Annotated in this window: 14 protein-coding genes; 13 read left to right on the top strand and 1 reads right to left on the bottom strand. The window is 73.4% G+C overall.

Going from position 1 to position 16,821, the window contains the following annotated elements:
- Positions 1-68 precede the first annotated feature (68 nt).
- From ACFQLX_RS05300 to ACFQLX_RS05280, 5 genes are all read left to right on the top strand, one after another.
- Positions 69-398 (top strand): hypothetical protein, encoded by a 330-nt coding sequence (locus ACFQLX_RS05300; protein ID WP_386412459.1) that lies wholly within the window; start codon positions 69-71, stop codon positions 396-398.
- The gene (locus tag ACFQLX_RS05295) at positions 395-3,070 is read left to right on the top strand and encodes an SUMF1/EgtB/PvdO family nonheme iron enzyme (RefSeq protein WP_386412456.1); all 2,676 of its coding nucleotides are present in this window, start codon (positions 395-397) and stop codon (positions 3,068-3,070) included. The genes ACFQLX_RS05300 and ACFQLX_RS05295 overlap by 4 nt, the downstream gene beginning before the upstream one ends.
- Positions 3,067-3,333 (top strand): hypothetical protein, encoded by a 267-nt coding sequence (locus ACFQLX_RS05290; protein WP_386412453.1) that lies wholly within the window; start codon positions 3,067-3,069, stop codon positions 3,331-3,333. The genes ACFQLX_RS05295 and ACFQLX_RS05290 overlap by 4 nt, the downstream gene beginning before the upstream one ends.
- The gene (locus tag ACFQLX_RS05285; protein WP_386412451.1) at positions 3,330-4,616 is read left to right on the top strand and encodes a hypothetical protein; all 1,287 of its coding nucleotides are present in this window, start codon (positions 3,330-3,332) and stop codon (positions 4,614-4,616) included. Before ACFQLX_RS05290 ends, ACFQLX_RS05285 begins: the two co-directional genes overlap by 4 nt.
- A 203-nt stretch (positions 4,617-4,819) precedes the next feature.
- Positions 4,820-5,824, top strand: a complete 1,005-nt coding sequence (locus tag ACFQLX_RS05280; protein ID WP_386412449.1) for a beta-ketoacyl-ACP synthase III — start codon at positions 4,820-4,822, stop codon at positions 5,822-5,824.
- Here the strand turns inward: ACFQLX_RS05280 and ACFQLX_RS05275 are convergent, their stop codons facing one another.
- Complete coding sequence (locus ACFQLX_RS05275) at positions 5,825-7,657, bottom strand: hypothetical protein (protein WP_386412447.1); 1,833 nt, start codon at positions 7,655-7,657, stop codon at positions 5,825-5,827. It lies immediately after the preceding gene.
- A gap of 339 nt (positions 7,658-7,996) precedes the next feature.
- Here ACFQLX_RS05275 and ACFQLX_RS05270 point away from each other — a divergent pair, with 339 nt between their 5' ends.
- The 8 genes from ACFQLX_RS05270 (at position 7,997) to ACFQLX_RS05235 (ending at position 16,757) form a co-directional block, all read left to right on the top strand.
- Entirely contained in the window at positions 7,997-8,851 is an 855-nt protein-coding gene (locus ACFQLX_RS05270) for a HalD/BesD family halogenase (RefSeq protein ID WP_386412499.1), read from the top strand.
- A gap of 41 nt (positions 8,852-8,892) precedes the next feature.
- Entirely contained in the window at positions 8,893-9,693 is an 801-nt protein-coding gene (locus tag ACFQLX_RS05265; protein WP_386412444.1) for a class I SAM-dependent methyltransferase, read from the top strand.
- Positions 9,694-9,752: 59 nt separating this feature from the next.
- Positions 9,753-11,594 carry a choline/carnitine O-acyltransferase gene (locus ACFQLX_RS05260; RefSeq protein WP_386412442.1) on the top strand — a complete coding sequence of 614 codons (1,842 nt, stop codon included), beginning with the start codon at positions 9,753-9,755 and terminating at the stop codon, positions 11,592-11,594.
- Positions 11,595-11,695: 101 nt separating this feature from the next.
- Positions 11,696-13,792, top strand: coding sequence for an FUSC family protein (locus ACFQLX_RS05255; RefSeq protein WP_386412439.1), 2,097 nt, complete (start codon positions 11,696-11,698; stop codon positions 13,790-13,792).
- 99 nt (positions 13,793-13,891) lie between these two features.
- Positions 13,892-14,608: a hypothetical protein gene (locus ACFQLX_RS05250; RefSeq protein ID WP_386412437.1), complete on the top strand. Its 717-nt coding sequence runs from the start codon at positions 13,892-13,894 to the stop codon at positions 14,606-14,608.
- A 168-nt stretch (positions 14,609-14,776) separates the two neighbouring features.
- Complete coding sequence (locus tag ACFQLX_RS05245; protein ID WP_386412435.1) at positions 14,777-14,962, top strand: hypothetical protein; 186 nt, start codon at positions 14,777-14,779, stop codon at positions 14,960-14,962.
- 102 nt (positions 14,963-15,064) lie between these two features.
- Positions 15,065-15,964, top strand: a complete 900-nt coding sequence (locus ACFQLX_RS05240; RefSeq protein ID WP_386412433.1) for a DUF7927 domain-containing protein — start codon at positions 15,065-15,067, stop codon at positions 15,962-15,964.
- Positions 15,957-16,757, top strand: a complete 801-nt coding sequence (locus tag ACFQLX_RS05235) for a sortase domain-containing protein (RefSeq protein WP_386412431.1) — start codon at positions 15,957-15,959, stop codon at positions 16,755-16,757. Before ACFQLX_RS05240 ends, ACFQLX_RS05235 begins: the two co-directional genes overlap by 8 nt.
- Positions 16,758-16,821 lie beyond the last annotated feature (64 nt).

Below are 16,821 nucleotides of genomic sequence, written 5' to 3'. Positions count from 1 at the left end.
GGACCCGAAGGCCGGAGGCCCCATTGCGGAGCCACGAAGAAGGTAACGGGGGGGGTCTGCTGATAGCGATGCTCCCAGCGGCCATCGGCTACCCGCTGTTCGAGGCGGCGCTCACGCGCTTCGAGGAGCTGCAGCCCGACCCGGCCGTGATCGAGGGGCAGTTGCAGGCTGCGGGGCTGGAGGTCGGCCTGAGCCATGTCGAGCACGAGCTGCGTATCGACCGGGAGAAGTACTTCGGGATGGTCCGCGGCCGCTACATGTCCCTGCTCTCCACGTTCAGCGACAGCGAGATCGAACAGGGCATCGAGGAGATGCGCGCCGCCCATCCTGAGCCCGTACTGGTCTTCCCCGACCGGTTCGTGTTCATCCTCGGCCGGCGGAGCGGGGTGCGCGGATGAGCGCGCGGGTGGACGAACGGTTGCAGCGCCTGCGCGGTGAACTCGACGACCACGCACGCATCGCCGACCGCCTGGGTCTCGACCTGGAGCGCCCCCTGAAGTCCCTCGATGACGGCTACCCCGAGAACGCGATCGCCCTGGTGGGGAAGTTGACCGAGAAGCTGCTCAAGCAGCTGTGGCGCCACCACGGCATCGAGGGCGACCCCGCGACGAAGGCCCTGAACGACCTGGTCAAGCGCTGCCGCCCGTACATCCGCAGCAGTACGGTCCTGGACGCGCTCGACGACATCCGGCGACTGCGCAACCGCTCCACCCACGACGGCTACGACATCTGCGAGGAGGACGGCCTGCTGGCGGTCCGCAGACTGGTGGACGTGCTGGTCTGGTTCACCGCCACCGCAAGCGCCACCCTGCTCGGCGGCGAGCCCGACATGGCACCCGAGGTGGAGCGCCGCTGCGCGTTCCTCGCCGGCCTGTACGTCACCCTCGGCTACCGGCAGGCGAAGCGGTTCGTCCTCAGCCCGGACACGGTGTACCAGCTGTTCTGCCGCGAGTCGGGGATCCGGCTGGAGTACGTGGAACTGCTGCTCTCCCGCGACACCGGTGACCTGGCCACCGTACTCGCCTCCAGCGACGGGGAGTTGCTGCGTACCCGGCTGCCCAAACTCACCCGGTTCGTCATCCTGGACAACGGCGACGGCGACGGCAGTCGTACGGACTCGACCGCCCTCCACCCCATGCTGGGACGCGACGTCCGGATCGTGCGCTACGACGGCTTCGTCGACACCCTCGTCGATCTCGACGCCCACCTCGCCGGCCTCGCACCCGCCACCGAACCGGGGGAGCGGCGCACCCCGGTCACCGCCGCGTCGCTGACCACCGACCCCCGCACCGGGGAGCCGCGGGTGGAGCCGGTCGGCGACGCGGCGGAGCTGCTGGCCCGCCTGGCGCGCGGCAGCGCGAACATCCTGGTCACCGGCCGACCGGGAAGCGGCAAGAGCACCCTCCTGCGCACCCTGGCCGCAGACCCGCGACTGCGCCGTTTCCGCTTCTACTTCGACCTCGGCCTGAAGCCGAGGGACGAGCCCTTCGCCGAGTACGCGGCCCGCCTCCTCGCCCCGGCCATGACCGCGGACCGCTCGCACGCCTACGAACTCTTCCTCTACCTCATCCGCTCCGGCACCGCGCTGTGCGTACTCGACGCCGTGGACGAAGGCGTCGACGAGGCGAGCCCGGCCGGTTTCCTGCGCCTCTTCACCGACCTCGCGCCGGTGCTCTCCGCCGAGTCCTCGGTGGTCATGAGCTCCCGGGTGTCCTTCCTCGCCGACTCCCCCCAGGTGCGCCAGCTGCTGGACAGCGGGGCGGGGCGTTCCGAGCAGCTGGTCGAGCAGATGTACGCGAACGGGGTCGACCCGTCCCGGGTGCCCCACTTCCACGTCGTACGCCTGGCCGAACCCCGCGCGACCCCGCTGGAGACACGCCTCGCCACCGCCCTGGACCTCCCCGCCGGACAGCCGCTCGCGGACCTCCTCGGCGCACACCTCACGCGCACGCTTGCCGAGGCAGGCCGGCCCGAACTGGAGCAGCGGCTGCCCACGGTGTTCGGCCATGCCTTCCTCGCCGAACGCACCGTGTTCTCCCTCCTCGACCTCCACCGCCTGCTGGGGCACGGCGCCTTCACGGGCGGGCGCCTCGACCTCGACGCCTGCGTCCTCGCCCCGCTGCTGCGCCCCGCGGGAGGCGAGCACACCGCCTTCGTACACACGGCGTACCAGGAGCTGCTGGCGGCCAGGTTCCTGACCGGGCCGGAGCACCGGGAGTCGGCGGCGGACCTTCCCCGCAGCGCCTTCCTCACTGAGCAGGTACGGGCGTTCCTCGCCGGGATGCCCGGCGCCCCGGAGAGCGACGACTGCGTGCTGCCCGCCGGGGCGTACCTGGTCGGCCCGGCCGAACGGCTGCTGATCCGCCGCGTCGGGCGCGCCGTGCGCTTCGACCGGAACGCGGTGACCGTCGCACGCTACCGCCGCTTCCTCAACGTCCTCGAAGCGGACGGCACTTCGCGGTGGGACCACCCCGACCAGCCGGCCGGTACCACCCACCACCCCTGGACCGACCGGCTGAGGCGCCCCGACTACTACGACAACCCGCGCTACGACGCCCATCCCGCCGTCTGCGTCAACTGGTGGAGCGCGCACGCCTTCGCCGCGTTCGAAGGCAAACGGCTGCCGACCTCCCTGGAATGGGAGGCCGCCGCGCGCGGCGGCGACGGGCGCCTCTTCCCCTGGGGGGACACCCCGGACAGCGTCCGCGTGAACTGCGCCGACACCTGGGTGGGCCGCCCCGTTGTCACGTACCAGGCGTGGTACCGCGACTTCGCGGGCGAGGCAGTACGGGAAGCCGGCGTGGCCCCCGTCGGTGAACGGCCGGGAAACCGCTCCCCGTTCGGGATCCTCGACATGGCTGGCAACTGCTGGGAGTGGACCTCCACCACCCTGGACGACCCCGGCGAGGCGGTCATCTGCGGCGGCAGCTACGACAACCCGATGCGCGCGGTGCAGAGCAGCGGCAAGGGCGTCTACCGCAAGCGCGGCGGGAGCAACGCGGTCGGCTTCCGATGCGTACAGGACCCTGGACCGGCAGGCGACTTCGAGGCGGAAGGGGCATCGCAGTGAGCAGCGGAGGGGCGCGCCACGGGATCATCGTGGACCGGCGGGCGAGCGGCGGCGGTCTGAGCGGCGCGGTCGGCTTCTACGTCGTCCAGGACGAGGAGGACGGACGGTACTACGGCTTCGACTACCGGCAGATCGTGACCGAGGGGTTCCGGACGATACGGACGGGCGAGCGGGTCCGCTTCCAGGTGAGCGCCGAAAGCGTCGACCGCGCGGAGTTCGTCATCCGCCTCGACCAGCCCGACCCGGCCGAGTACTACCGGTGACCGTCCCGGAAACCCCGCTCCCCGAGACCGCCGTCGGGGCCCGCCAGGAACTGACAGTGCTCCTGCCCGTACGGCTGCTGCGCGCTCCCACCTGGCCGCAGGGCCCCTTCCCCTTCGAGTTGGGCAGCCGCCGCACCGACGCCCGAACCCGGGCCACCTACTTCGCACCCGCCTGCGCCCGCGCGCTGTACGGGGTGCCCGGACGGCCGCGGCGCTGGCATCTGCCGCTGGACGTCAGGCACGCAGGGTTGCACCTGGTGGGCATGGAACTCCTCCGTGCCGCCACCGGGCGCAGCCCGCAACACGCCCTGGCGGTCCTGCACTTCCGGGTGGAGACACCGCTCCTTCCCGTCCTGCGGGCGTTCGGTGGACGACGTCCGAACGCGCTTGGCGAACCGCTCAGCGGGCCGCTGGACCCGGCCGTGCTGCTCGCCGGGATCGCCGATGTCCGCGACCCCGACACGCCGTTCGCCCTCGCCCGGCCCTACACCATCGCGTTCCTGACCCCCACGGCGCGACACACTCCGGCCCTGCGGACCGGACCCGAAGGAGAACTGCCCGCCACCGCGGACCAGTGGCTGTGGCAACTGGCGTCACGCTCCACCCCGCAGGACTTTCCACTGCCACCGGAGAGCGCCGCCGGGCAACTCAAGGACGTCGTGCGGATATCGGGCGACTGGAGCGCCCTGGTGCTGCGCCAGGGAACCGCCTTCCTCGGCCACCGGCCCGACGGCGGCGTGGATGACTTCTTCGAGTTCGGCGCGCTGCACGCCCGTACCGTCTACCTCGACGCCCTGCTCCTCGGCTCACTCCAGCGCGACCACATCGACGAACTCACCGACGAGCTCTCGGAGGTGTTCAACTCCGTACGCCTGGCGCGCCGCGTCGCCACCCTGGAGAGGAACATCGCCGTGTTCCGCAGCACTTACTGGCGCCAGCACCTCACCGCGCACGGCGCGGCCAACGAGTTGCTCCTCGCGTTCCAGAACCAGCACCGCCTCCCCGCCCGCTTCGGTGAGGTCCTGGGCGAGGCGGCGGACTACAGCAGGCTCGTGCAGACCCAGGAGAGCCAGCAGATCAGCGGCGCTCTGGGCGTCCTCACCATTCTCGGCCTGCCGCTGGGCACCGCCCTCAGCATCCTCCAGGTCCTTGACGACCACTCCCCGGCGCACCTGCTCGTCGCGCTCGGCCTGTCGGTCGTCGTCACGGCCGCGGCCCTCACGACGCGGTACGGGCGGCTGGTCCTGTCGTCGCTGCGGGGACGGACGGGGAGACGGGGGTGAGGTGCTCCGGCGGGCGTGTTCGAATCCACGGAAGTGCGAGGGGCGTTTGGGGTGGCGCGGGAGCGGGGCGGTGTTTACCGAACAATGAGCGTTCCGCGGACGTCATGCGGTCATTCGGGCCGTTCGGCATGGGAGGGTGACAAGTCCTGACTTCGCATGAAGGCGGAGTGCGAGCGGGGCCGTGGAATCGGAGGAGCAGCACAGTGGGTCGAGAGCTGATCGCGTCGCAGGGCGCCCCGTTCGCGCGGATCGCGGGTGTGGGTGCGTACCGCCCGGTCCGGGTCGTCGACAACGACGAGGCGTGTCGGCTTGTCGACTCCTCGGACGAGTGGGTGCGTTCGCGTTCCGGGATCGTCACCCGGCGGTGGGCGGGGCCGGACGAGACGCTGGGGGTGATGGCGGAGCAGGCTTCGCTCAAGGCGGTCGCCGCCGCGGGCCTCAGCCCGGCCGACATCACCTGCGTCATCGCCGCGACCTTCACCCACCTGAAGCAGACCCCCGCCGTCGCCACCGAGATCGCGTACCGGATCGACGCGCGGGAGGCCGCGGCCTTCGACATCTCGGCGGGCTGCGCCGGGTTCGTGCACGGCGTCGCGCTGGCCTCCGACATCATCCGCAGCCGTGGCGGCCAGGTGCTGGTCGTCGGCGTGGAGCGGATGACCGACCTGCTCAACCTCCGCGACCGGTCGACGGCCTTCATCTTCGGCGACGGCGCCGGGGCGGTGGTGGTCGGCCCCTCCGGCACCCCCGGATTCGGCCCCGTGGTCTGGGGCGCTGACGGCTCCCAGGCGGACGCGATCGAGCAGAGCCGCCCGTGGGACGCGCTGCGGGAGGACCGCGGGGAGGAGGACTTCCCGTACCTGCGCCAGGAGGGCCAACGGGTCTTCCGCTGGGCCGCGTTCGAGATGGCGGAGGTCGCCCGGCGGGCGCTCGACGTCGCGGGGGTCGCGCCGGCCGACCTCGACGTCTTCATCCCGCACCAGGCGAACGTCCGGATCATCGACACGATCGCGAAGCGGATCGGCCTGCCGGACACCACCACCGTCGCCAAGGACATCGTGACCGCCGGCAACACCTCGGGCGCCTCGGTCCCGCTGGCCATGGACGCGGTGCTGGCCGCGGGCCAGGCGCACACCGGCGACCTGGCCCTGCTGCTCGGCTACGGGGCGGGGCTGAGCTATGCGGCGACGGTGGCGGTCCTGCCGTAGTCAGACCCGTCCGGTGCGGCGTCGGCGGCGTTTGCGGCCGACCGGGCGGGCCCGCTGCATCAGGCGGGAACGCATCCGCACGTTGACGACGAAGCCCACCAGCAGGACCACCACGGCGAGGCTGAGGGCCCGCAGCGCGACGCTGTTCAGGACCGTGACGACACCGATGAAGGCCAGCCCCAGCAGGAAGACCATCTCCCGCAGTTCCTTCTTGAGCTGGTAGGAGCGGCTGCACCGGATGCGTACGGTGCCCAGCCACTGGCCGTTCAGGCCGAGCCCCGACCACAGCCGGCGGTCCAGGAAGACCCAGGGAAGGTCCGGGTAGACCCCCAGGGCGTCGATGGAACTGGGGTACCTGCTCGTCATGTTGCCGCCGTGCAGCTGCTTGCGGCGTGCGGTGACCTCCTCGCCGGTCCGGATGGCCTTGAGCTGGAGGGCCGGTACGGTGCCGTCGTCCCCGGGGAAGCCCTCTATCACCACGTCGTCGCCGCTCGCGATGCCGAGGAGTTCCAGCGTCATCTCGTCGAGGAGGCACACCTCCTGCTCGGCGCTCGCCCGGTCCCCGTCCTGGACGCGGCAGGTGACGTAGTTGGCCGGTCCGAAGACGAGGTCCTGCCACCGGCGCCTGCGGCCGAGGAGCCGGGCGGGCCGCAGCGTGACGGCCTCGCCGGGCTCCAACCCCGTACCCACGCGCAGGGAGTTGTCGACCTGGACGACTTCGCACTCCTCGTCCAGGTCGGGTGCGGCCACCACGTTCGCCAACGCCCCGAGCCGTTCGTGGCGGGCCTGCGGGACCTGGCGGTTCTGCACCACGACGTGCTCGGGGTTCCCGAGCCGCTGTGCGAGCCGTACGGACATCCGCACGACGCCCGCGCCGCGCTGGTCGAAGCCGTCGGGGGTGCGGCCGGTGCGGTACGAGCCCTCCGGCAGCGGGCCGTGGGGGTGGAGGTCGTCGTAGACGGTGGTGGCGGGCGTCTCCGTGACGTACCCCTCAAGACCCGAACGGGTGACGCGCCCCTCGTCGGCCAGCAGCCGGGTGCCCTTCTCGCAGAGCTCCGCGTTGCCGCGGGCCCGGGCACTGAACTCCTCGGCGGTGTCCCCGAACCACTCCCGCAGCTGCCGGGACTCGCCCAACAGGTCGGTGAGGAGCTGGCGTTCGCCGAGATGTCGGCGGGGGGGGGTCTCGCTACCGCTGACGACTCCGTAGCGGTGGACGTAGACGTACACCCCGCCCAGGACCTCGCCCGAGGGCAGCCGGACAGGGAAGTCGCCGCCCGGCAGCAGCACCCGGTCGTACTCGCCGGCCGGGTCGAAGATGCCCTCGCTCGTGTCCACGATCTCCAGCTGGTGGGCGTCCAACCAGGTGACGAACAGCTCCCTGCGCAGGCCGGGGACGTGGATGGGGGAGGAGGAGATGTAGCCCAGGGGGCTGATGTAGGCGGAGACACCCACGTCGATGCCCGTCACCTCCGCCTTCACCATCGGGATGGTGGCGGAGGCGCCCTCGCCCTCCATCTTGTGGCACAGCTGCGCGGGGCACGCGTTGGAGCCCACCGCCAGGACGGGGAAGCGCTCGCCCACCAGGGTCTCGTTGGCCCGCATCAGCGCGTAGTTGAGACGCACGGGCTCATCGAGCCCGGGCTCACTGCGAAACCCGCCGGGCGGCGGCTCGACGAGCCACTTCGCGAGGCGGCGGTCGGCGGCCGGCCGCAGCCGTAACAGGCGGCGCTGGTGCAGGAGTCCGGACTCGGCGGGCCAAGCCCCCGGATAGGTCAGGGGATGCTCACGTGGTGCCTGGTGGAGCCCGAGTGCTTCCAGTGTGCGATCTTCCACGTGCCCGCTGCCCTCCGCTGCGTCCGCTGCACGGTCACCTGCCGGACGGCATCCTATGTCCGCGAGCGGCCTTGTCACAGGGCGCCGCCGCGCGGTCGGGGCTTGACGGTGAGGCGGTACGGGCAGTGGCACCGACGAGTCCGCCCACGTGTGCGGGCGGCCCCGGCCCCCCACCCGCGCCACCCCCGGTGTGGAGCGCGTCACAGACGGACCGCCGCCGCTCCGACCGGGTTTCAACTCACCGGCCTCCCGGTAGGAGTTGGAGGATCACGGGGCGGATCGCGCGGCGTACGGGCCGTAGTGGACGGCGGGTGCGTAAGGAGGGGTGCCTTGGAAGCCATGACGCTCGACCGGGTCATCGACCACGAGCGCTACCGCGTGACCGGGGGGTCCGGCGATCCCCGGCGCCGGGCGGTCGTCGACCGCGCCCGCCGGGAGCTGGCCGACACCGGCTGCACCGTGCTGGAGGACTTCGTCCACCCGGCGCTGCACGAGGCGCTGCGCGCGGACTGCGTGGCCCTCGCCCCCCACGCGTACACGGACGTCGAGACCGTCAACGTCTACAACCTCCCCCTGGACCGCCCCCTCCCCGAGGACCACCCCGGCCGGCGTACCTTCCGGCGCGGCAACGCCTTCGTCCCCCGCGACCGCATCCCTCCGGGCGCCTTCATCAGCGCCCTCTACCGCGACGAGTCCTTCCAGCGCTTCGTCGCCGACTGCTTCGAGCTGCCCCGGCTGCACGAACTGGCCGACCCGCTCTCCGGGTTGGTCCTCAACGTCATCGAGCCCGGACAGCAGCATCCCTGGCACTTCGACACCAACGAGTTCACCGTGAGCATGCTCACTCAGGAGGCGGACGAGGGCGGCGTCTTCGAGTACTGCCCCGGTATCCGCTCCCCCCGCGAGGAGAACCTCGACGCGGTCGGCGCGGTCCTCGACGGCCGCGCGCCCGAGCGAGTCCGCCGCCTGCCGCTGCGCCCCGGCGCCCTCCAGCTCTTCCGCGGCCGCCACTCCCTGCACCGGGTCACCCCGGTCGGCGGCCTCCGCGCCCGCCACTCGGCGATCTTCGCCTACAGCGAGCACCCCGGCGTCGTCGGCAGCGTCGCCCGTACGAGGCAGCTCTTCGGCCGCGTCCTGCCCGCGCACCTGGCGGCCGAGCACCGGGCCGTACGGGGCGACCGGCTGCTGGACTGACAGCCGCCCTCCCCCCGACCGCCCTCGAAGGAGTGGAGCCCGTGCGTTTCGACGCGACCGGAAAAGCCCAGCTCGACCACATCTACGACCAGCCCGACCCCCGCGACTACTTCCGCCTCCTGCGGCCGCTGGACTACCGCGTCCCGCAGGAGGCCAAGCCCTACTTCGCCAAACTCCTCCAGGACTACCGCCACACCCACCGCGTCACCACCCCGCAGGTGCTCGACATCGGCTGCTCGTACGGGATCAACGCCGCGCTGCTGAAGTGCGACGCGACCATGGACGAGCTGTACGCGCACTACGGCGCCGCGCCGGCGGACACCCGCGAGGAGCTGCTGCGGCGCGACCGCGCCCTGCTGCGCGCCCGCCGCCCCGCCGACGACCTGCGCTTCGTCGGCCTGGACGCCTCCGGACGCGCCCTGGCCTACGCACACGAGGCCGGCTTCCTCGACGAGGCGGTCCACGCCGACCTGGAACGCGCCGACCCCACCCCCGCCCAGCGGGCCCGACTCGACGGCAGCGACCTGGTGGTCTCGACGGGCTGCCTGGGCTACGTCACCGAGCGCACCCTCACCCGTGTCGTACGCGCCCAGTCCGGCCGCCTGCCGTGGATGGCCCACTTCGTCCTGCGGATGATCCCCTTCGACCCGATCGAGCGCGCGCTGAGCGACCTCGGGTACGAGACGGTGCGCGGCGAAGAGGTCTTCCGCCAGCGGCGGTTCGCCTCCCCCCAGGAGCAGCGGCGCGTCCTGGAGACCATGGCCGCCGCCGGCGTGGACACCCGCGGCCTGGAGGCGGAGGGCTGGCTCTACGCGCGCCTCCACCTCTCCCGGCCCGGCTGACCGCCCGCACACCCGTACCCGACTCCCCGTACCAGCCGCCCAGTCGAAGAGGAAAACCCGTGAACGCCAGCCCCGACACCCCCGCCCCCGGCAGCTTCGCGCGCGAGTACGACCTGCCGCGTGTGCCGCTGCCCACGCTGGAGGAGAGCTGCGCGCGCTTCCTCGACTGGTGCGCGCCGCTGCTGACCCCGGAGGAACTGGCCGCCACCCAGGCCGAGACGGCCGCTTTCCAGCAGCCGGGCGGGCCGGGCCGCGCCCTGCACGCGGCGCTGGCGCGCTACGACGCCACCGAGGGCGTGCACAGCTGGCTGGACACCTTCTGGCCGCGGCGCTACCTGGGCCGCCGCGACCGTATCGCCCTCAACGCCAACTTCTTCTTCCTCTTCCAGGACGCCTCCCCCGCGCAGTCGCAGACCGGGCGGGCCGCCGGCCTCCTCGCCGCCGCCCTCGACTACAAGCAGCGCCTGGACCGCGAGTTGCTCCCGCCGCCGACGGTGCGCGGGCGGCAGCAGACCATGGTGCAGAACAGGTTCCTCTTCTCCACTACCCGCATTCCCGGCGCACTCCAGGACACCGTCCGCGCCCCCTACTCCGACGCGCACCCCGGCCCCTCCGCGGCCCGCCACATCGTGGTGTTCCACCGGGGCGGCATGTACCGCATGGACGTGCTGGGCCCCGACGGCGTACCGCACAGCCTCGACGACCTGGAGGCCGCCCTGCGCGCCGTCCTGAAGGCGGGCGCCGAGGCCCCGTCCGGGCCGCAGTACCCGGTCGGCCACCTCACCACCATGGCGCGCGCCCAATGGGCCGCCGCCCGCGAGGAGTTGCTCGCCTGCGACTCGGCCGACGCAGCCAACGCGGCCGCGCTGGAGGACGTGGAGAGCGCGCTGCTGTGCCTCTGCCTGGAGGACGCCACCCCCGCCGACACCAAGGACGCCTGCGACCGGCTGCTGTACGGGGACGGCGGCAACCGCTGGTTCGACAAGGCCCTCTCCCTGATCGTCTTCCCCGACGGGCGCGCGGGCATCAACGTCGAGCACTGCGAGCTGGACGGCACCACGATCCTCGCCCTCACCGACGCCCTGCTGGAGACCCCGGCCGCCGAACTCTCCCGCCGCTCGGGCGCCCGCTCCCAGGGCCTGCCCGCGCTGGAGCCGATCACCTTCGTCCTCACCGACTCCCTGCGCGCCCATGTACGCACCGCCGCCGAGGAGTTCGCCCAGTACGGCGCCGACACCGCGACCCGGGCGCTGTCCTTCGAGGACTTCGGCAGCGGTACGGCCAAGGCGCTCGGCGTCTCGCCCGACGCCTTCGTCCAGGCCGCCTACCAGCTCGCCCACCTGCGGGCCAAGGGACACCTGGGCGCCACCTACGAGTCCATCGCCACCCGCCAGTACCGGCACGGGCGCACCGAGGCGATGCGCGTCGTCACCCCCGAGATGTGCGAGTTCACCGCCGCGATGGAGGACCCGGACGCCTCCGCCGACACCCGCCGCGCGGCGTTTCGCGCCGCCGCCGCCGCGCACGTGGCGCGCGCCAAGGAATGCCAGGCCGGCCGGGCGCCCGAACAGCACCTGTGGGAACTGGAGTTGATCCAGGGGCGCCGGGGTACCGAGCTGGGCGTCAGCGAGCAGCCGGCGCTGTACCGCACGCCGGGCTGGCTGACGATGCGCGACGACTACCTGAGCACCAGCTCCGCGCCGTCCGTCAACATCCAGTACTTCGGCTTCGGCGCGACCAGCACCTGCTGCATCGGCGTCGCGTACGTCCTGCTGCCCGACCGCTTCAACGTGTACCTCAGCACGCCGCGCACCGTGGCGGCCGAGATGGACACCTTCGCGGCCCGTCTGGGCGAGGCGCTGGTGGAGCTGCGCACCCTCCTGGAGGGTCCGCAGGACTGAGGCGGTCCGACAGGCGGCAGTGGGGCAGGGCGGGAAAGGGGCCGGGAGCGCGGGCGGTGCCGTCCGCCCTCCAGCTGGCGAATCCTCCTAGAATCCCCCATATGTCACATTACGGGCTCGGGTGGCGCCGTTTCCTGGGGAGGGCCTCGCAGGCCGGGGTCGCCGTCGAGCCCGGCCCGCACGAGGCGGTCGCCGCGCTGCGCGGCGCGGTCGGCGTGGGGATCGCGCTCTTCGTCGCGCTGTGGTGGCAGGGGCCCGGCGTGGCCGCCGCCGCGGCCTTCGGCGCGCATCTGATCAACCTGGTCATCATGCAGCCGGGTTACGCCTCCCGGCCCCTGCTCGCCCTCGCCGCGACGGCCGCGCTCGCCGCCGCGATGCTCACCGGCGGGCTGGCCGCGCCCTGGACGCTCCTCTTCCTCCTCGCGGCCGGGGTGTGGACGTACGCGGCGGGGCTGAGCTGGGCGCTCGGGCCCGTACCGGGACTGGTCGCGATCACGGCGGTGGTCGGGATGCTGTTCCTCGTACCGCAGCCCGAGAGTCCGCGCGAGGTGGTGCGCCAGGCCCTCGCCACCGCAGCCGGCTGCCTGCTGCAGGTCGTCCTGGTGGGGCTCTGGCACCCGCGGCGCTGGGAGCCGCACCGCGAGGCCCTCGCCGAGGGCTGCGCCTCCGTCGCCGACTACGGCTACCTGCTCACCGAGTGGCCCACCGCCCCCTTCGACTCCCGTGCGCTGCTCGCCGCCCGCGACGCCTCCACGCTGGGCCGGCTGCACGCGCGGGGACGCCCCGGCGGACTCACGGGCGTGCGGCCGCTGCTGGAGCAGGCGCGGGCGCTGCTCGCCGCGGTCGCCGATCCCGGACCGGAGGAGGGGACCGGGGCGAGCCGGCATCCCTCCGCCACCGCCGAGGCCGTACTGAACGCGGCGGCGGAGTTCCTGGACGGAGCCGCCACGGCGGTCCTGTCGGGGGCGTCCGTGCCCGCGCCGGCGCAGTCCGCGCTGGAGGAACTGCTCGGCGTCCTCGAAGGCGACACGGCCGCCGATCCGGACACCGCCGCCACCGAGGTCCGGCTGCTGGAGGTGCTGCTGCGGATCGAGACCGCGCTGGAGGCGCCCGCCCCGGGCAGCGACGCCCGGGTGCGGCCCCCCTCCGCCGCGCAGTCGCTGCACAAGGTGGCCACCGTGCTGCGCGCCTCCGCCGCGACCGGCTCGCTGATCCGCCGCTACGCCCTGCGCGCGACGGCCGTGGTCGTGGCGCTGACCGCGCTGGGCCGGGCACTGCCCGTCGCGCACGGCTACTGGGCGCCCATGGCGGCGGTGCTGATCATGCGGCCCGAGGCCTGGCAGACCTACCGGCGCGGCGCGGCGCGGATGGCGGGCACGGTGGCCGGCGTGGCGGGTGCGACGGGCCTGGTGCTGTTCGTGCGGCCCGAGCCCTGGGTGAGCGGCGCCCTCGCGGTGCTGTGCATCGGCACGCTCTATCTGGAGTTCCGCCGCGGCGACTTCCTGACCAGCGTGGCCGGCGCCTCCTACGTGGTGCTCCTCCTCGCCCTGGCCGGGGTGCCGGCCGATGTGGCGGCCGGCGAGCGCGTCGGCCTCACCGTGCTGGGCGCGCTCGCCGTCCTGGTCGCCTACGCCCTCTTCCCCGCCTGGCAGACCACGACCATCCCCGTGCACCTCGCCGAGATCCTTGAGGCCACCGGCCGGTACGTGGCCGACGCCTTCCGGCTGCTCGCCCGCCCCGACCCGGGCGTACACCGCGAACTGCGCGAGGCGCTCAACGACCAGCGCCGCGCCTTCGCGGACCTGCGCGGGGCCGCCGACGCCGCCGAGGAGGAGCCCGTACGTCCGCAGGGACTCAGCGAGACGGCGGTGACCCGGTGCCGGCGGGCGTTCGCGGCGATCCAGCGGGCGGTGCTGCTGCTGGAGGCCCGGCATACGACGGCCGGCCCGCCGGGGGTGGCGGCGGAGGACGTCGAGGCGGTCGAGGAGTTCGCCGACCGGCTGGCGAGCGCGACGGACGAGGGGGCGGCGGCCCTGCTCGCCGGGCGGGCGCCGGAGTTCACCGGGCTGGCGGAGGCGGTCGCCGGGGTCGCGAAGCTGCCGGAGCCGGTGCCGCGCGTGGCGGGGATCGTCGTGGAGGCGCTGGAGGAACTGTCGGCGGCTCTGGAGGGGGAGCGGCCGCTGCGCCGGAGCGGCTGACCTGCCCCGGCCGCCCCCGGGCCCTCGGGAGGGCCTTTGTCAGACCCTGCGACTACTCTCCGTAGCGACATCGATCGCTGTGTGTGAGGGGGAGTGGGCATGGGGGCCGACGGTGGGAAGAGGCAGGAGGTCGTGGTGATCGTCTGCGCCGGGGAGGGGTGCGGGAAGGTCCAGCGGGTGCGGCGGTCGCGGGTGCTGCTGTGCGATGGGTACGCCTGCTGCGCGGAGCACGTTCCGGGGGAGGGGGTGCCGCCGGGGAGGGAGCGCCGGTTCGTGGTGAACGCCGCGGGCGGTTTCACCGGGTGGCGGGACGTGGCGGTGGACGAGGGGCGGCGGGCGGAGGCCCAGCGCGCCCACCGGCTCGCGCTGCTCGGGCTGGCGCAGTCCTTCCCGTGGCCGCGCACCGTGCTCCTGCTGCGGGGGATCCTCGGCGCGGAAGGGGTGCCGGGGACGCACCATCTGCTCGTCGTGAACGACATGAGCACCGCGCTCCACGTCACCCGGCAGGGCGGGCTCGACGTCGAACTGCCCACCGTGGCCGGTGCGATCGGCGTCCTGCTGCGCGGGCACGGCACGGCGGCCGTGATCCTGCGGACGTTCGCCGCGGAGACCTTCCGCACCACGGCGCGCGGCGTGCGGATCCCGGTCAAGCGGATCAGGGGATGGCTGCTGGCGGAGCGGCGGCTCACGCCGCTGCCGGCCGCGGAGGTCCGTGCGGCGTACGGCGTCGACGCGGACAGCGGTGCGCCGCTGGCGGTGGAGCGCGATCTGGTCTTCTGCGACGCCTGGGAGGTGCCGCTGGAGGGCGGCTCGTGAGGGGCGGTCCGTGAGGGGCGGTCCGGCCGTGGTCAAGGCCACACCTCCATGAATTGAGAAGTTCTTCAATTCGGAAGATGATGGGCGGGCCGCCGGCCGGGTCCCCCGCGGCGACTGCTCGCCGCAGGCGTGCGGGCGGCCCGATCGAGGACAGGAGGCGGGCCGCCGATGACGGACGGACCGGCCGCCCCGGCCCGGCGCCCCCGCCTGGACCCCGGCGAGGAGCCGCTCAACTCGATGAACGAGAAGAGCATGGCCCGCCATCTCTGGTGGCGCGTGGGCTACTTCCTCATCGCCATCCACGTGATCGCCTTCGTGATGATGTACGCCGCCGAGCACGCACCCAAGAAGTAGCCGCCCGGGCGTGTTGTGCGCCGAACGGGTTGACCTGCGGAATCGTACGAACTCGCGCGAGTCGCACAAGTCTTCCATCACGCTTCGTATTTATATGACTACATGATCAATGAATCGCGCTTCGGCCTTCTCCGTGCCCTGATGATCCCCGGCTCCCTGGCCCTCATGGCCCTGGCCGCCACCCCGGCCGCCGCCGAACCCGTCAACACCGGTCTGCAGCTGACGAAGACGGTCGCCCGCTACACGGATGAGCACGGCAAGGAGAAGGTCCACTACACGATCAAGCTCCAGAACACGACCGCTACCCCCGCCGCGGGTGTGCGTCTGGACGAGGACCTGTCCGGTCTGCTGGACGACGCCACCGTCGTCCACAACCCCACCGCGCCCCACGGCGCTCTGGCCACGACGGACACCGGCTTCGCCTGGACGGGCGGCATCGGGCCGGGGAAGTCGGTCGACATCAAGTTCGCCGTGCTGCCCAAGGCGGACGGCGGCACGTACGAGAACACCGCGACCGTGGCGTGGAAGGGCCGCACCTCGGCGCCCTGCGACAGCTCCTACACCGTCAAGAGCGGGACGGCGCCGTCCGGCTGCATGGTCTGGCTCGACGCCCCCGGTACGGCCGGCGTCCATTCCTCCCAGCTCAACCAGGCCGCCGCCCCGGCCGCCCCCGCCGCTCCGGCTCCGGCGGCGCCGGCGGCTCCTGCCCCCGCGGCCCCCGCTCCGGCCGCCGACCCCGCGCCCACCGCCGAGGTGCCGGACCCGCGTGAGGCGGAGGTCGAGCTCACGTGCCTGCCCGGCGCCGCGGGCACGGCCGGCCGGCCGGACGCCGACTGCCCCGTCCGCCCGCCGCACACCGGTGGCGGCGGCGCCGCCGAGGAGCTCGCCGCCGCCCAGGCGGGCGACTCGCCCGCCACCACCGCGATCGCCGCGACACTGGCGGCGGCCTCCCTCGCGACGGGCGCCGCGGTGGTCGTACGACGCCGCAGGACCCGTGCCTGAGCGAGGCGACACGGGCGCGGCGCGGCGGGCGGTGCATCCCGCCCGGCGCGACTTCGCGGGGCGCCCCGAGGCCGGCGCCCCGCGGAGCGCTCCCGCACACCGCGCGCCCGGCGCCCGGCGGGGCCGCCCGCCGTGCCGGTCGAGGCGCGCGGCGGCCGTCCGGCGTGCGCGGCTGACCGTCCTGGTGGCGCTGAGCCTGGTGCTGGGCACCACCGCCTGGCTGCTGACGCCCAAGGACGAGCCGCAGTCGCGGCCCGTACGGCACGAGCCGCTGACCCGCTCCGAACCGCTGCGGCTGCGCATCCCCGGCATCGACCTCGACGCCGAGGTGGACTCCGTCGGACTCGCGGCGGGACGGGTGATCGGCTCGCCGCCCCTGTCCGCGCTGAACACGGCCGGCTGGTACCGGGCCGGCGTCTCGCCGGGCGAGCCGGGCTCGGCGGTCATCACCGGGCACGTGGACTCCGACAAGCAGCGCGCGGTCTTCTTCCGCCTCAGCGAACTGGGCAAGGGCGACCGCGTCGTGGTCAGCAGGGCCGACGGCACCCGGGCGGAGTTCACCGTGGACGAGCGGCTCTACCGGCGCCGCGCGGACTTCCCCGCCGAGCGGGTGCTCGGGGGCAAGGGGCAGCCGGGGCTGTGGCTGATCACCTGCGCGCCGCCGTTCGACCGGAAGACCCGCTCGTACGAGAGCAACCTGCTCGTCCACGCCCGGCTCTCGGATGTCACCGCCGCGAAGGGCGCCCGTACGGGAAGCAGGGCCGAGAACCGGGTGGAGGCGGTGGGCGGATAGCCGCCTCACCCTTGATCCAGCGCGCCGCGCCTCTCCCGAAGGCCGACGGAACGTTAGATTCCGT

Origin of the sequence: Streptomyces polyrhachis (assembly GCF_042663125.1) — a bacterium.
In the GTDB taxonomy this organism is placed as follows: domain Bacteria; phylum Actinomycetota; class Actinomycetes; order Streptomycetales; family Streptomycetaceae; genus Streptomyces; species Streptomyces polyrhachii.
This window is presented reverse-complemented; position numbering and strand designations above follow the sequence as displayed.

Excerpts from the sequence above, each read along its gene's own strand:
- ACFQLX_RS05300 (WP_386412459.1), top strand. The coding sequence starts at position 69 with ATGCTCCCAGCGGCCATCGGCTACCCGCTGTTCGAGGCGGCGCTCACG.
- ACFQLX_RS05295 (WP_386412456.1), top strand. The coding sequence starts at position 395 with ATGAGCGCGCGGGTGGACGAACGGTTGCAGCGCCTGCGCGGTGAACTC.
- ACFQLX_RS05270 (WP_386412499.1), top strand. The coding sequence starts at position 7,997 with ATGACGCTCGACCGGGTCATCGACCACGAGCGCTACCGCGTGACCGGG.
- ACFQLX_RS05255 (WP_386412439.1), top strand. The coding sequence starts at position 11,696 with ATGTCACATTACGGGCTCGGGTGGCGCCGTTTCCTGGGGAGGGCCTCG.
- ACFQLX_RS05250 (WP_386412437.1), top strand. The coding sequence starts at position 13,892 with ATGGGGGCCGACGGTGGGAAGAGGCAGGAGGTCGTGGTGATCGTCTGC.
- ACFQLX_RS05245 (WP_386412435.1), top strand. The coding sequence starts at position 14,777 with ATGACGGACGGACCGGCCGCCCCGGCCCGGCGCCCCCGCCTGGACCCC.
- ACFQLX_RS05240 (WP_386412433.1), top strand. The coding sequence starts at position 15,065 with ATGATCAATGAATCGCGCTTCGGCCTTCTCCGTGCCCTGATGATCCCC.